Origin of the sequence: Archangium sp., assembly GCF_045802675.1 — a bacterium.
In the GTDB taxonomy this organism is placed as follows: Bacteria; Myxococcota; Myxococcia; order Myxococcales; family Myxococcaceae; genus Archangium.
The window spans coordinates 53,710-68,971 of sequence record NZ_JBJMQO010000137.1; the positions used below are offsets into that span (position 1 = coordinate 53,710).

A 15,262-nucleotide genomic window follows, 5' to 3' on the forward strand; every position below is an offset into this window, starting at 1 on the left:
CGGAGTGTCACGTACAGATGCCGGGCCTCACGCGCCCGGCCTACGTCTGTGGGAGCGGCGTGCTGGGGAGCGGGCCCGCGGTCTTGGCGATGACGTTGAGCGTGTCGTCCACGCGCGCCAGCCAGTGCAGCAGGATGGGCGGGCTCGCCGGGCCTCGCCGCACGGTCTCCTCGCCCACGAGCAGGGTCCGCGCCTTGTGAAGCAGCGTGGCCGCGGACTCGAGCGGGGGCAGCTCTTCCCCGTCCAGCGCCTGCGCGAGCGTGCATGCATTGCCCGAGAGCAGGGCCCCCGCCTGGCGGATCAACTCGCGCACCTCGCCATTCACCTGCAGGACGCCCTTGCCCAACGCGAGGTGCCGGACGAAGACGACGAGCTCGGACACCGAGTGCACCGTGCGCGCCGTCCGGGGAGCGAAGCGCACGAAGGGGCCGGTGAGGGGCCGCGCCGCCGTCCGCAAATCCCGCAGGCGCGCATCGAGCACCCGGGCCGAATCAATCAACCGCGCCGGGTCGGAATCCGTCGAGCGGTTCACCACGGCCTCCTCCAAGTACGTGCAGACCGCGGTGAGCACCTGCTTCGCGGTCGCGCGGATGTGCGCCGTCGTCCCTTCCGGGAGCAGGAGGGTGGCGGTGACCACGCCGATGCCGGCGCCAATCAGCGTCTCCTCGATGCGCAGGTACATCAGCCCGGGCGAGAAACGGCCGAGCAGGCTGTAGAGCACCGACAGCATCGCGGTGAACCAGAAGACCATCCACGCGTATGAAATCCGTATCAGGTAGAAGCCGCAGAAGATGCACACGAAGAGGCTCACGAGCTCGACCAGCCGGTGCCCGCTGACGAACCCCGCGAGCACCAACCCGGCGACCACTCCCAGCACCGTCCCGAGCACCCGGGCCCAGCCGCGCAGCAGCGTCTCTCCGAGCGTCCTCGTGCGCGTGAAGGTGACGAACGCGGTGATGACGGCCCAGTACCAGCGCTCGGAGGACACCGCGTGGCCCACCGCCATCGCGAGCACGCTCGCCACGGTGACCTGGATGGCCTGGCGCGTGGACGGATGGAGGCCCCTGGCCGGAGGCCGTGCCTGGGGGCCCACGCCCGGCTTCGCGGGGGCCGCCTGTCCCGGGGTGCGCCGGGGCAGCTCGTCCGGGAGCTGAGCCGCGGCCTCCACCAGGTCCGAGATGGAGTTGGAGAAGCGCAGGGCGTCATGGCGGGCTCCCTCGGCGTCGGACGCGCCTGGCGCGGATGCCCGCAGGTGCTCGAGGTGCTCCTGCATCAACCGGCGCGTGGAGGTATCGCCATGGCGCACGGCCGCGTGGGCGGCGATCAATGCGTTCCGCACCTCCCGGCGAGCCTCGTGCCCCAGCGCCCCCGAGTCCACCACCTGCCGCACGGCGCTGATCACCCGGTCGGCCGCGAGCTCCAGGTCGAAGATGCGCAGCCGCAGGGCGGGCTGACAGCGGGTGAGCAGGTCCTCCACCGCGAGCGCCGAGTCGTTGAGGCGATCGGCCTCGCGGCGAAGCCGGCGCAGGAGGGAGCGGGTCATCCGGGGGCGCTCGGGGATGTCGGTGAGCTCCCACAGCACGAGGGCGACCGTCTTCCGGAATGAGCGGACGAATCGCTGGAGGTCCAGCCCGGGGCGGTCCCGGATGAGCACGAAGCGCACCGTATAGGCGATGCCGATCGCCACCACGATGGCGCCGACGAGCGCGGGCACCTGCGCTAGCTGCGCGTGGAAGAAGAGCGCGTTGAAGAAGGAGAAGAAGCCGATCATCCCCAGTGCGAGCCCTCGGGGCCCGAACCGCCGCACGTAGGTGGCGAGGAAGATCGTCCCCGCGAAGGCGGCCGCGCCGAGCAGGGGGATGCTCGCGGTGAGGGTGCCCACGACGACCGCGACCGAGGCCGGCAGCACCATGAGGAGCGTCGTGATGCGCTGCTCGCGGAGGGTGGCGTCGGTCGCGAGCTGCGAGCCCATCATCCCCATCATGGCGCCCACGAAGGTGACGGTGGGGGGCTCGCCCAGCCGGCTGGCCAGCTGGGAGATGAGCAGGGCGGACAGGCCGGCGCCGAACATGGCGCGCACCCCCATCCGCAACCGGCCCCGGTCCGGGTCGGAGGTGACGAGCAGGTCCCAGAGCAGGGAGGGGTGAAGAAGGCGCTTCAGGTATCGCAAGCAGGTCCTCTTTCGAGGAGATTGCGAATGCGAGCGCGTACCTGCTCACCCGGGTGACTGTCCGGCGGGGAGGCGAGCGGACAGCCTGGCCCCCGGTGTCCGGCTCACGCGGGCACGAGCCCGAAGAGCTCCGCGACGACTCCCGCGTACCGGTCTCCCTCCGGCTCGGTGCCCACCGTCCGCAGCCGGGCCGTGGGCTCGTGCAGCAGCTTGTTGACGATGGCGCGTGCCATGGCCTCCACGCTCTTGCGCTGCTTCTCCGAGAGTCCCTCGCCGAGCGAGGCGAGCGTGCGTTCCGCCTCGGCGCGGGCGATGGCGTCCGCGCGCTGGCGCAGGCGGCAGAGCACGGGCACGCCCTCGCGCACGGCCCTGTCCTTCAGGAAGCGCGTCACCTCCTGCTCCACCAGCACGCTGGCCTTGCGCGCCTCCTCGGCCCGGACCGCCTCGTTGTGGGCCACGAAGCGCTGGATGTCGTCGAGGTCATGCAGGCACACCTGCTCCAGCTCGCGCACGTCGGCGGCGATGTTGCGCGGCACGGACAGGTCCACCAGCACCAGCGGCCGGTGCGGCCGCGCCGCGAGCCCCGCCGCCACGTTCTCCCGGGTGAAGAGGGGCACCGGCGAGGACGTGCCGCTCACCACCACGTCCGCGGTGGCGAGCAGCGCGAGCAGCTCCTCGAAGGGCCGCGCGGTGCCGCCCACCTCGGCCGCCAGGGCCTCGGCGCGCGCATACGTGCGGTTGACCACCACGAGGCGTCCCGACCGGGCCTGCTTCAGGTGACGCGCGGCCAGCCCCGCCATCTCGCCCGCGCCGACGAGCAGCACCGTCTTGTCCTCGAGCCCCCCATGACTGCGGGTGGCGAGCGCCACGGCCGCGCTGGCCATGGACGTGGCCGCCATGCCAATGGCCGTCTCCGAGCGCACCCGCCGGGCGCACCGGAAGGCCGCCGCGAAGGTGCGCGACAGCTCGCCGCGCGCCGAGCCCACCGTCTGGCTCCACTCCAGGGCGTCCTTCACCTGGCCGAGCACCTGTGCCTCGCCCAGCACCATGGAGTCCAGGCTGGAGGCCACCCGGAAGAGGTGCGTCAGCGCGGCCTCGCCCTGGTGCTCGTAGAGGTGCTCGAGCACCTCGGCGCCTCCCAGCCGCTCCAGCTCCTCGCGGACGCGCTGGCGGGCCCGGGCCAGGTCCGGTGCGCTCAGGTACAGCTCCACCCGGTTGCAGGTGGAGATGAGCAGCGCCTCGGTGGGCGCCTCTCCGAGCCGACGCAGCAACTCGGCCTGCTGCTCCTCGGGCAATGCCAGCCGCTCGCGCACCGCGAGGGGCGCCGTCCGGTAGGACAGCCCGATGCACAGCAACTCCGCCGCGAGGGCCTCCCGGGCGGTGTTGCTCCAGTGCGACAGGGTCGAGGGATGGCTGGATTCGGGTCCGCGCATGATCCGTGCTGCTCCAGTCGAAGGAAGGGAAGGGCCCCCTCGCGGGGGCCCTGGTCAGCGGGTTACGGCGTCGGCGGGTTACGGCGTCGGCGGGACCGGCCCTGGCGCCGGCCGTGGCAGGACGGAACCCGCCACCAGCGGGGCTCCGGCGAACGTCAGCAGGTCCACGATGGTGAACTGGCCCTTGGAGTTGGCGAGCTCCGGCCTCCAGTTCGGGTTGGCGTTGAGGAACGACTGCCGGTCGCCCTGCATCACGCCGATGATGACCTCCGCCACGATGCGCCCGCCCAGGGGCCCGAGCCGCTCGCCGTTGCTGAGCAGCTCCGCCTCCTTGAGCATGTAGAACCAGGGGGGCGTGGAGCGCTCGAACCCGGGGCTGAGCTTCCGCAGGTCCTCGAGCTGCTCGGGCTTGAGGGCCTTGATGCCCAGCCGCTGGGCCATGGCCTGGCCCGAGGGCAGTCCGAGGGCGAGGCTCCGCAGCAGGTTGCGCTGCGCGAGCGACTCGGGGTTGGCGAGCGTGCCCGAGCCCGGGCCGGGCTGCGTACCCGCTTCTCCTCCGGGCATCGTGAAGAGCGGAGGGGACAGCCGGGTGTCGATCTTCTTGCTTTGCTGGGGCCTGCCGGTCACGAGGGGTTGATCTGGATCGAGGCGGAAGAAGTGCTCCCACTCCACGAACCGTCGCTCGGCGCGCCTGCCGCCGCGCAGATCGTTCGGGTCCTGGGGCGAGCCCAATGGGGCGGGGGGAATGTTGAAGAAGCCCGCGGCGAAGCCCGCCACGGCCGGCGGATTGCCGTTGAGCCGGTAGCCCGGGCGCACCTGGCTGTGCCCGAAGCGGTAGGCCGCCACCGAGAACTCCACCGGGATGAAGGGCTCGTGCCTCCACTGGAAGAGCCGGTCATTGTGGTGCGTGCTCAGCACGTCCTTCACGACCGCCTCCCCGACGATCTTCGGGAGGAACTCGTTGAGGATGATCCACTGGTAGTGCCAGCGCACCATCCGCTGCGCCTGGGCGAAGACCTGCGAGTCGTCGATCTTGTCGGCGCGCAGCTTGTCGACGAGCGCGTTGTGGAACTTCAGGATCGCGACGTGGAACTGGGAGACGATGACATTCTCGTCGTTGCGCGGGTCGGCGATGAGCGCGGTGTTCTGGCTATTGCGCGGCATGTCGTCCTGCGAGCCCAGCCCATTGAGCTTCTCGACGAGGAACTTCGCCGGGTCGGTGACATCGTAGAGGTGGCGCGAGGCCCGCGGGCCGGAGCCATAGACGTTGTCCAGCTCGAGCGACGGGGTGCGGAAGTTCTCGATGGCCTCCGGGTCGTTCTGCCGCTCCAGGATGGAGGTCGGATCGAACGTCAGGTCGTGGTCGACGAACTGCCCGAAGAACGTGAAGCCCGCGGGGATGGTGTCGTTGTCGATATTGGTCGCGCCGGGGGCGCCACCATCCATCAGCCCGCCCTTGGCGCCGAGCTCGAAGAGCTTGCCGCGAATCACCGGGTTGTCGGGAGCGAACGCCGGCAGTCCCTGGAAGAGCCGGCCGAAGCGGCCCCGGTCGTGGAACTGCGACTGGGGCGGGTTGGTGCCGCGAATATGGGTTTCACCGTGCAACATAGGTTTGTTGCTCCTGGGCTGGGTGTTCTTCAGGAGGCCCGTGCTGCGGCCCCAGCCATGAAGAGGTCTGCCTCCTGCACTGCCGGGGTAGAGGGACGCGCGCTCCGTTGTGATTTCGCGGGCGGGACGTTCACGGCGCGAGGCCGCCTGGCTACTCTCCAGGCGGGCTCCAACGTCGGCCCTGGGACTCGAGCAGGTGGCTCGCGGCGGCCGGGCCCCACGAGCCCGCGGCGTAGGGGAGCAGCGGGCTCGAATCGTGCGCCGAACCCCACGTCTCCAGCACGGGCATGACGAGCTCCCAGCCACGCTCCACCAGGTCGTTGCGCACGTAGTGCGTGGAGACGCCGAGCATGCAGTCCAGCAGCAGACGCTCGTAGGCCTCGGCCAGGCGGGTGTCGAAGGCGGAGCCGTAGCGGAAGTCGAGCGCCACGTCATGGTGGCGCGTGGCGCGTCCGGGCGCCTTCGTGGCGAAGCGCAGGGCAATCCCCTCGTCGGGCTGGATGCGCAGGAGGAGCTGGTTGGGGGTGCCCCGCGCGAGCGGCCCGTCCTTGAACTGGACCACCACCTCGGTGACACGCCGGGCCAGCCGCTTGCCGGAGCGCACGTAGAAGGGCACACCCGCCCAGCGCGGGTTGTCGAAGCGCATGGTGAGCATCGCGAACGTCTCGGTGCGCGAGTCGGGAGCCACCCCCGGCTCCTGCCGGTAACCGGGCACGGGCTGGCCCGAGAGGACACCCGGGACGTACTGGCCGCGCAGGCACTCGGTGCGGATGCGCTCGGGCGTGAAGGCACGCGCCGCCGCCATCACCTGACTCTTCGCGTCGTGCACGGCCTGGGAAGACAGGTCCGAGGGCGCCTCCATGGTCAGCAGCGCGAGCAGTTGGAGGAGGTGGTTCTGCATCATGTCGCGCACCACGCCCGCCTTCTCGTAGTAGCCGCCGCGGCCCTCCACGCCCACCGTCTCGGCGTTGGTGATCTGCACGTGGTCGATGTGCCGGCGGTCCCACAGCGGCTCGAAGATGCGGTTGGCGAAGCGCAGCACGAGCAGGTTCTGCACCATCTCCTTCCCCAGGTAGTGGTCCATCCGGTACACGCTCGACTCGTCGAGGTAGCGGTGGAGGTGCTGGTTGAGCGAGCGCGCCGTCTCCAGGTCGGTGCCGAAGGGCTTCTCCACGACGAGCCGCACCCAGCCCGGCCCGTGCGAGCGCGTGAGCCCCGTTTCACCCAGGTGCCGCACGGTCTCGGCGTGCAGCGTGGGCGCGAGCGACAGGTAGAAGATGCGGTTGCCGCGCGTGCCGTGCTCGCGGTCCACGGTGTCGAGCACCCGGCCCAGGTGCTGGTAGTCCTCGGCGCTGGAGAGGTTCATGGGGACGTAGTGGAGCCGTCGCGAGAACGCGCGCCAGGCGGTCTCGTCCACAGGGCCCACCTCCGAGTGCGCGAGCGCCTCGCGCATGCTGGCGCGGAACTGCTCGGTGCTCAGCAAGGGGAGCGCCGCGCCGATGATGACGGACTCGGGGGGCAGGTAGCCCTCGGTGGCCAGGCGGTAGAGGGCGGGGAGGAGCTTGCGCCGCGCCAGGTCTCCGGAGGCGCCGAAGAGCACGAAGGCGCACGGCTCGGCGTGCAGGGAAGCACTGGCCTCCACGTGCGAGGAATCTTCCATCCGAAGGGCGGCGGACTGCATGACGTGTCACTCCAAGGGGCACTCCCGGAGGGGGGCCGGGGAAATGGGTCTTTATGGAGAGGGAGCCCGCCGGGCGCACTTGTCACGGACTGGTACGACCATCGGACCAGTTGCGGGAAAACGCGACCGGCGGGCCCGCCGGGTCTTCACCTGAGCGAGGGGGTGCCTCAGGCCGCGGGTTGATCGGCGGCCAGCTCGAGCACGCCGTCCACCTGCTGGCGGGACAGGGCCTCGTACAGCGCGGTGCGGTACTGCTCCTGGCGCTCGTCCAGGCGGCCCTGGGAGTGCAGCCAGTCGAGCCGGGCGAGCAGGGCGGCGGCACGGCCCAGGGGGCTGCGCGCGGCCTCGTCGCGGATGGCGAGGATGCGCGTGATGTTCTCCGGCTGGAAGGGGCCGTGGTAGCCGGTGCGCGAGTCCATGTAGCGCAGGATTTGAGCGCCGCCGATGCCCACGCCGTCCACGCCGGTGTAGACGGCCAGCGGGATGTGGGGGAAGCGGAAGCCGGCGGAGAAGTAGGTGCGCAGCCCGCGCTCGTGCGCGCGGTGGACGAGCTCCAGCGCCTCGGCGTGGGTGAGCTGCTCCATCACCGGGACACTGGGGTACGTGTCCGCCGAGCCGTCCCACGTCACCTTGTCGAAGCCGCCCTCCTTGACGAGCTCGATGCCGAGCAGGCCGAGCTCCTTGCGCGCCGCCACCACGCGCGAGCCGCCGTTGCGGTCATCCACGATGGGGGTGTTGAGGTTGAAGGCGGCGGAGAGAAGCTGTGTGCGCGCGTCGCGCAGGATGTTGCTGCGCAGGCTGCGCATGAACTCGACGATCTGCGAGGCCGTCATGCGATCCATGGCGACCTTGCACTCGGAGACACCGAGCTGGAACATGGCGGTGCAGGTGCCGGCCATGGTCTGCACCGTCTTCCACAGGTCCAGGTGGAACTTGCCGCTGTCGAACATGGGGCGGCCGATGAAGCTGGTGACGGGCGCGCGCCCGGCCACGTGCAGCCGCACCCTGGCCACGTTGAGGATGCGCGGAATCCGGTAGGACTCCACCGACTCGCGATCCTGGTGTCCGCGCTCCAGGTGCTCCACGTGGACGAGTACGCCGTGCATCCACTCGTCACGGGTGGTGGTGCCCGCGAGGTGGCCCTCGCCCGGATCGGTGATGGACATGTTCGTCTGCGTGTCGCCGAAGCCCGGGACGGGCAGGGGCTTGTAGGGCAGGTGCACGCGGGCGCCGTTGGCGAGCTCCTCGTGCGCCATGTGGATGGCGAGCTTCTCGCGGCGGGTGGGCTTGCGGCGCTCGCGGCGCAGGTCGTCGATGAGCAGGGCGACCTCCTCGAGCTGCGAGGGGTGCTGCAGGTCGGTGCGCAGGCCGTCGGCGTCCTCGTCCGCCACGTCGCCGAGCCACTGCTCCGAGGCGTCCATCACCGCGTCGTACATCTCGCGGGGGCTGGCGGTGGGCAGCTTTTGCAGCAGCGCGCGCATGGCTTCCGCGAAGTCGCGGAGCTGGCCGTGCTCGGCGACGAGCTTGTCCAGGTCCGCGTCCACCAGGGCCATCAGCTCCTGGAGCGTCTGGGGGCGGAAGACGGAGATGGGCTCCTGCTTGCGGAACTTCCCGGTGCTGGAGCGGATGGCGGACGTCCTCACACCGTCGATCAGCGACACCATCTGTCCGAGGATCAGTCGGCGCGTCTCGTCCTCGTTCCACTTCATCATCGTCATTCGGATGCTCCGTAGGTATGTGGGAAGTAATGAGCGGGCGGTGCGGTTTTGCGCTCCGCGCCACTCGCCCCACATGGAGTTTCCGGGCCGCCATTTGTGAGCGCGGCGCGTGACGTGATTTTTCTCGAGGCCGTATGCCTCCAGGGCAGCCGGCCTGGCGTGCATTCCGGGGCGTGCCCGCGCCCCATGCGGTGGGGGCTAACCGGCGGTGTGGCGCAGCACGAGGGCCTCAATCCGGCCCAGGGCCTTCTCCAGCACCTCCATGGAGGGTCCGAAGGACAGGCGCACGTAGCTGCGGAAGCGCGAGGGGCGGGCGCGGCGCTTGCCGGGGTTCACGTCGAAGAACTCGCCGGGCACGGTGATGATCTTCTGCTCGAGCGCGGCGCGGAAGAAGCCCATGCCGTCGTTGAGCGGCGCGGGCAGTCCGGCCACGTTGCCCCAGACGTAGAAGGTGCCATCGGGCGAGCGGTCCGTGCGGATACCCAGCCGCTCCAGGCGCGAGTGGAAGCGATCGCGTTTCTCGCGGAAGTGGTTGTTGATGGCGAGCGTCTCCTTCACCACGGTCTGCTCGTCGAGCAGCGGAATGGCGGCGCGCTGCAGGGGCCGGCTGCCACCGCCGTCGAGGAAGCTGCCCGCGCTGGACACGGCGTCAATCACCTGGCGGGGGCCCACGGTCCACGTCATGCGCCAGCCCGGGTAGCGCCAGTTCTTGGTGAGGCCGTCGAAGAGGACGATGGGGTCCTTGTTGACGTCCTCCACGTAGCGCGCGGCGCTCTCCACGGGCAACTGGCCGGGGCGGCCCGTCCAGACGTAGTGCGAGTAGAACTCGTCGATGAGCAGGGTGCACTCGAGCTCTCGGGCCACGGACACCCAGCGCGCCATTTCGTCGCCCTGCACGAGCTTGCCGGTGGGGTTGCATGGGTTGGAGAAGAGGAGGGCGGAGAGGCCGCGGCCCTGTACCTCGCGGCGCAGGTCCTCGTGGGTGAAGGCGTAACCGCGCTCGCCCTCGAGGAGGATGGGGATGGCGGTGAAGGCCTTGAAGACGTCGAGCAGCTCCTCGTACGCGGTGTAGTCCGGGAGGAAGTGGCCGAGGTTGACGGTGCCGAGGCTCGCCGCGGCGCGGGTGAGGGCCGCGCGGCCGCCGCCGGAGAGCGAGACGTTCTCGGCGCTGTACTGACTGGGCAGGCCGCGCCGGTAGAGGCGGTTGTAGAGGGAGGCGATGGCCTCGCGCACCTCCCAGAGGCCGGCCACGGGGGCGTACTCCAGGTCGTTCACGTCGATGGTGACGCTGCCGATGCGCGGCGGGGCGCCGGGCAGGTCGCCTGTCTCGGGCTGGCCCTGGCCGAGGTTGCACCACTCGGGGTCGCCGGCCCGGTAGCCCCGGCGCATGGCCTCGGCGGTGACGTAGATGACGCCCGTGCGAGGCACGGTACGGAACGCTGGCAGGGAAATGTCGTCGCTCACCCCCCTACGCTAGCGGAGGACGGGCTCCGCCTCACGAGGAAGCGGAGCCTTGCCCGCGGACCCGTCAGCCGCGCACCAGTGTGGCGAGGATGTCCTTCCAGTGGGAATAGAGGGCGAAGTGCCCTCCGCCCGTCAGGAAGTGGAGCACCGTGTTGGGGATGCGCGCGTGCAGGTAGCGCCCCATCTGCAGCGGCACGATGGAGTCCCCCTCCCAGTACCAGAGGTGCACCGGGCCGCGGATGTCCTCGAGCGGGAAGCCCCACGGCGAGGTGAGCAGCCTCGCTTCCTGAATCATCCCCTGCACGCCCTGGCGCGAGGCCTCGAAGCGGAAGCCCTTCACCTGCGCGGCGATCCTCGGATCCGACAGCACCGCCCGGTCATCCGCCGAGCACTCGCGCATCAGCGTCTCCAGCGCGCGCTCGGGCTTGCGGCGCACCGTCTGGTCGTGCAGGCGCATCACCGGGTCCAGCAGCCAGCCCGGCCACATGGCCATGTTGTAGGCGGCCCGGTAGTCCCGGTTGACACCTGCCATGGCCCCGCTGCGGTTGAAGGGCGCCGAGCCCGAGACGATGGCCGCTCCCGTGAGCCGCTCGCCCAGCCGGTACGCGCAGGCCGCCACGTAGGGGCCTCCCGCGGACACGCCCATCACCGCGAAGCGGCCCAGCCCCAGCTCGTTGGCCAGCTGCTCGATGTCCGCCGGCATGTCCAGCAGGGTGCGGCCCTTCTTGAAGTCCGACAGCCCGTAGCCCGGCCGGTCCGGGGCGATGAGCCGCACGCCCAGGCTCGCCGTGAGCGCGTCGTCCGGGTGCCGCATGAAGCGCGAGCCCGGGTTGCCGTGCAGGAAGACGACCGGCATGCCCTCGAGGTTGCCGGACTCGACGTAGGCCAGCTTGCGCCCATCGCGCAGCCGGATGGAGCCTTCCCGAGACAGCACCGTGCCCTCCTGTACTCGCGCCTCGTTCATGCGCCTTCCTCCATCGTCCGCGAGCGCTGTGCCATCCACGCGTCGATTTTCGGCCACACCTTCGTCGGGGACTTGCTGGACGCCGACAGGCCGATGTGGCCCACCGGGAAGCGCATCGTCTCGCGGTCCCGCGTGCCCACCAGCAGGCCCTGGAGTGGCTCGCTCATGGCTGGCGGGGCGATGTTGTCCTGCTCCGCGATGACGTTGAGCACGGGGCAGTGGATGCTGCCCAGGTCCACGCGCTCGCTGCCCACCTCCATGCGGTTCTGGCACAAGAGGTTCTGCTGGTAGCAGTCGCGGATGAATTGCCGGTAGACCTCGCCCGGGAAGGGCACGGCATCCGAGCCCCAGCGCTCCATCGCGAGGAAGGTGGTGACGAAGGCCGGATCGTCGATCTGCCGGCACAGCTCGAACCACTTGGTGATGCGCTGCACGGGGCCGGCCATGAAGAAGCCGCTCTCCAGCACGTACGGGGGCACGTTGCCGTAGGCGTCCACCAGCGAGTCCACGTCGAAGTGCCGCTCCTTCGTCCACAGCGAGTAGATGCCGCCGTGGCTGAAGTCCACCGGGGTGGCCTGCACCACCAGGTTGCGAATGCCCTCGGGGTGGAGCGCGGCATAGGCCAGTGACATGGTGCCGCCCATGCAGTAGCCGTAGAGCGTCACGTCCTCGCTGTCGCTCACCCGCTGCGTCCAGCGCACGGCGCTGCGCAGGTGCCCGCCGAGCAGCTCGCTCAGGGTGAGGTTCTGCTCGTCCACCCCGGCCAGGCCCCAGTCGATGGCGTAGACGTCATAGCCCTGGCGGGTGAGGTACTCGATGAGGCTGCGGCCGGGCAGGAAGTCGAGGATGTACCAGCGGTTGATGAGCGAATAGACGAAGAGGATGGGCGTGCGGTAGCGGCGCCGGGGCGCGGCGTAGCGCAGCAGGCGCATGGTGCCGCGCGTGTGCACCACCGTGTGCGGGGTGGGGCTGATGGGCGGCTCGCGGACTCCGGCGGCCTTCTCGAAGAGGGGCTTGAGGTACGGGTAGGGGTTGATGGAGCGGTCCTGCAGGGCCTGCGCGAGCGAGCGCGAGACGTCGACCTGGGACGAGACGAACGAGCGGATCCGCTGGAAGGCTTGGGCGGGCCGATTCACGATGGGGCTCCGGGAGACAGGTGCGCGCTACCATAGCGCGGCGCGGCCCGATTGGGGCCTCAGGGCTTGAAGAGCCTCAGCACGGTGCCGGCCGAGGGGAAGGGCGTGCCGCCCAGCTGGGGCAGCAGCTGGGTCAGCGCGAGCCCCTGGACGGTGGCCAGCAGGGTCCTCGCGAGCTCCGGGGCCGGCACGTCCACCACCTGGCCCGCCTGCTGTCCGGCCTCGAGCAGCTCCACCAACTGCTGGAAGAACCGGGTGCTGTAGCGGGCCAGGGCCTCCTCCACCGGGCCGGGGGCGCTCTCGCCGGCGTACGCCTGCACGAGGATGAGGGGCACCGAGGGCTCCTCCCGGACGCGCTCCAACAGCCGGGCGCACACCCCGTGGAGCTGCTCCCAGGGCGTGCCGGGCCCCTGCCGTGCCGCGGTGATGAGCTGGAGGCCCTCCTGCACGGCCTCCTCCACCAGTGCGGCGAACACGGACTCCTTGTCCGGGAAGTAGTGGTAGACGAGCCCGTAGCTGATGCCCGCGGCCGCCGCCAGGTCCGTCATCTTGCTGGCCGCCAGCCCCTTGCGAGCGAACACTTCGCGCGCGGCCTTCAGCAGCGCGCCGCGCCGCTCCTGCTTCAGGAGCTGGTTCTGTTGCGGCGTCCGGGGCATGGGGGACCCTTCAGGGGCGCCGCGCTCTCTACCGGACGGGGGAGGCCCGGCGGCGGCGGGGCGCGGGAGCGGAGGCCGGAGGGGCCTCGGAGGCGGTGGGGGCCTGGGGCTGCTCCTGGCGCTCGAGCAGCTCGACGACGTGCTCGAGCTGCGAGCCGAGCGCCTCCACCTGGTCGCCCATGCGGCGCAGTTGGCTGCGCAGGGCATCGACCTCGGAGGAGGTGGGCACGCGCAGCGAGTGCAGCGTCTTCTCCATCATCGAGGTGCGGCGGATCTGCTGGGTGAAGCCGCGGCGCATGAGGCCGCCGCTGACGCGCAGGAAGGAGGGGCTCTGGGCGAGGCGCGCGGCCACTTTCGTGAGACCCCGCTCGGCCTTGGCGAAGACCTTGCCCGAGCGGGTCTCGGGGTGGGTGAGCTCGCCGACCTTCTTGAGGGCGCGGGCGAGCAGACCACGGGAGGGGCGGGAATCGGGGGGATTCATGCCGCCGAATCTACCTCGGACCGCGTCAGCGCACGATGGGCACCGTCACCGGGGCCTTGTCGTCGATCTCCACCTCCACCTTGCCCAGGCGCCAGAGCACCTCGCTGAAGTCCACCTTCACCCGGCGGCCCTGGGCCGTCTCGATGAGGGCCTGGCCCTTCTTGGGCAGGAATTCGCCCACGGCGTACTGGAGCTCGGTGAAGGTGATGCGGTCGGTGCCCAGGGGCCCGGACACCTCGGCCGGCCCGTCGAACACGAGCGTGGTGCCGCCGATGATGGGCAGGCCATCGCGCAGGCCCACCCGCCCGTCCACGCTGTAGCTGCTCCCGGCCCGCTCCGGCAGAGCGCCCGAGGCCTCGGTCCAGAAGCGCTTCTCGTCGCCGCAGGTGCCGTAGCCCACCTTGGCCTGGAGCGTGTGGCCGTCCACCGTCAGCTTGTGCAGGTCGGCGAAGACGTCCATCCGCTCCTCACCGCCCTGGTAGAGGAAGGCCGTCTGGCCGGACACGGTGTGCCCGTTCACCGAGCAGCCGGACTCGGGGAAGGTGAGCTCCACTGCGTCCGAGGAGTCGTCTACTGCCTTGGAGGTGGCGGTGACGCAGGCCACCTTCGTCTGGGCGCCCTCGGTGGTGCGGCCCACGAAGGTGCGGCGCGGCTCGCCGCAGGTGTAGACGGGGAGGATGCCGAGCACCTCGAGCGCCACGCGCGCCTGGTGGGCCGCGTGCACGGCGAGGTCCACCCGGGACTTCGCGTCGTCGATCTCCTCCTGCGTGGGCAACTCCCGGCCGCAGGCGGTGGCGAGGAGGAGGAGGGCGAGGCTGGCGTGGATTTTCATGGGGGGCATTCTCCGCTGAGGGGCACCCGGCTGTACAAGGGCCCCGGACGGAGGCACGGAAGAGCAACCCGCGTGCCCGCGTGCAAACCCGCGAAGGAGCGAGGCCCGTGCCGCGAGTCCGTGCATGGGGTTGCACAGCGACGGGGCGGTGGCGTCGCGACGGTCCATCCATCACGGGGAGTGGCTGGAGGGCGGCTCGGGCGGTTGTACCGGAGGGCGTGAAGACGGCATGCTCCCGGCGCTCTCAACCGGGGGGATGAGCTCGACCGTTGTCGCGCGGGCCTTGCCCCTCCTCACCAGACTTCCGACATGGCCCCCTCCGATATCGCGCTGTACCAGTTCCCCATCTCCCATTACTGCGAGAAGACCCGCTGGAACCTCGATGCCAAGGGGCTCTCCTACCGCATCGAGAACCTGCTGCCCGGCCCGCATCGGCAGGTGACGAAGCGCCTGACGAAGGGCCAGCGCGGCACCGTGCCCGTGCTGGTGGACGGGGGCACCGTCGTCAGCGACTCCACGGACATCGCCCTGCACCTGGAGCAGGCGCATCCATCGACGCCCGCGCTGATTCCCGCCTCGGGGCCCGAGCGCGAGCGGGTGCTCGAGCTGGAGGCGTACTTCGACGAGGCGGGCAAGCACGTGCGCCGCTGGGTGTACTCGACGCTCTTCACCAGTGGCGCGGACGTCAAGCCGCTCATGTTCGGCGCGTTCCCGCTGCCGTTGCGGCTGTTCGGGCATGCGTTGTTCCCGCTCATCAAGTGGGGCATCCGGCGCCAGTACACGCTGACGCCTCACAAGGTGGAGGAGTCGCGGGTGAAGATCCTGGAGGGCCTGGACCGGCTGGAGCGCGAGATTCAGGGAGACCCGTCGCGCTACCTGGTGGGCGCGTCCCTGTCGATCGCGGACATCACGGCGGCGTCGCTCTTCAGTCCGCTGGTGGCGGCCGAGGGCTCGCCGTACGCGGTGCAGCCCGGAGAGGTGGTGCCGCCGGAGATCGCCGGGTTTCGCGCGGCCGTGCTGGCGAGGCCCGCGGGCCAGTGGTTGCTGCGGCGCTACCAGGAAGACCGCCGGCGCGTGGCCCGGGGTTTCAGCGCACGCGCGGAGGCCGCGAACGGCTGA

The 15,262-nt window shown here is 70.6% G+C and carries 12 protein-coding genes; 1 reads left to right on the plus strand and 11 read right to left on the minus strand.

Annotated elements, in window-relative coordinates; genetic code table 11:
* Nucleotides 1-40 precede the first annotated feature (40 nt).
* The 11 genes from ACJ8AN_RS37765 to ACJ8AN_RS37815 form a co-directional block, all read right to left on the minus strand.
* The gene (locus ACJ8AN_RS37765; protein ID WP_407760458.1) at nt 41-2,170 is read right to left on the minus strand and encodes an FUSC family protein; all 2,130 of its coding nucleotides are present in this window, start codon (nt 2,168-2,170) and stop codon (nt 41-43) included.
* Between the two features lie 104 nt (nt 2,171-2,274).
* Nucleotides 2,275-3,603 carry a glutamyl-tRNA reductase gene (gene hemA / locus ACJ8AN_RS37770; protein WP_407760459.1) on the minus strand — a complete coding sequence of 443 codons (1,329 nt, stop codon included), beginning with the start codon at nt 3,601-3,603 and terminating at the stop codon, nt 2,275-2,277.
* A gap of 78 nt (nt 3,604-3,681) precedes the next feature.
* A complete protein-coding gene (locus ACJ8AN_RS37775; protein WP_407760460.1) occupies nt 3,682-5,211 on the minus strand; it encodes a peroxidase family protein in 1,530 nt (509 codons plus the stop codon).
* 151 nt (nt 5,212-5,362) lie between these two features.
* Nucleotides 5,363-6,892, minus strand: a complete 1,530-nt coding sequence (zwf, locus tag ACJ8AN_RS37780; protein WP_407760461.1) for a glucose-6-phosphate dehydrogenase — start codon at nt 6,890-6,892, stop codon at nt 5,363-5,365.
* Nucleotides 6,893-7,059: 167 nt separating this feature from the next.
* A complete protein-coding gene (locus ACJ8AN_RS37785) occupies nt 7,060-8,610 on the minus strand; it encodes a hypothetical protein (RefSeq protein WP_407760462.1) in 1,551 nt (516 codons plus the stop codon).
* 198 nt (nt 8,611-8,808) lie between these two features.
* A complete protein-coding gene (locus ACJ8AN_RS37790; protein WP_407760463.1) occupies nt 8,809-10,074 on the minus strand; it encodes a pyridoxal phosphate-dependent aminotransferase in 1,266 nt (421 codons plus the stop codon).
* A gap of 64 nt (nt 10,075-10,138) precedes the next feature.
* Nucleotides 10,139-11,038, minus strand: coding sequence for an alpha/beta fold hydrolase (locus tag ACJ8AN_RS37795; protein WP_407760464.1), 900 nt, complete (start codon nt 11,036-11,038; stop codon nt 10,139-10,141).
* Nucleotides 11,035-12,174: an alpha/beta fold hydrolase gene (locus tag ACJ8AN_RS37800; RefSeq protein ID WP_407760465.1), complete on the minus strand. Its 1,140-nt coding sequence runs from the start codon at nt 12,172-12,174 to the stop codon at nt 11,035-11,037. The genes ACJ8AN_RS37795 and ACJ8AN_RS37800 overlap by 4 nt, the downstream gene beginning before the upstream one ends.
* A 59-nt stretch (nt 12,175-12,233) precedes the next feature.
* Entirely contained in the window at nt 12,234-12,830 is a 597-nt protein-coding gene (locus ACJ8AN_RS37805; protein WP_407760466.1) for a TetR/AcrR family transcriptional regulator, read from the minus strand.
* 28 nt (nt 12,831-12,858) lie between these two features.
* Nucleotides 12,859-13,311 carry a hypothetical protein gene (locus ACJ8AN_RS37810; protein ID WP_407760467.1) on the minus strand — a complete coding sequence of 151 codons (453 nt, stop codon included), beginning with the start codon at nt 13,309-13,311 and terminating at the stop codon, nt 12,859-12,861.
* Nucleotides 13,312-13,336: 25 nt separating this feature from the next.
* On the minus strand, nt 13,337-14,143 hold the full coding sequence (locus ACJ8AN_RS37815) for a hypothetical protein (protein ID WP_407760468.1): 807 nt from the start codon (nt 14,141-14,143) through the stop codon (nt 13,337-13,339).
* Between the two features lie 309 nt (nt 14,144-14,452).
* Between ACJ8AN_RS37815 and ACJ8AN_RS37820 the strand changes: the two genes are divergently transcribed.
* Nucleotides 14,453-15,262 carry a glutathione S-transferase family protein gene (locus tag ACJ8AN_RS37820; RefSeq protein WP_407760469.1) on the plus strand — a complete coding sequence of 270 codons (810 nt, stop codon included), beginning with the start codon at nt 14,453-14,455 and terminating at the stop codon, nt 15,260-15,262.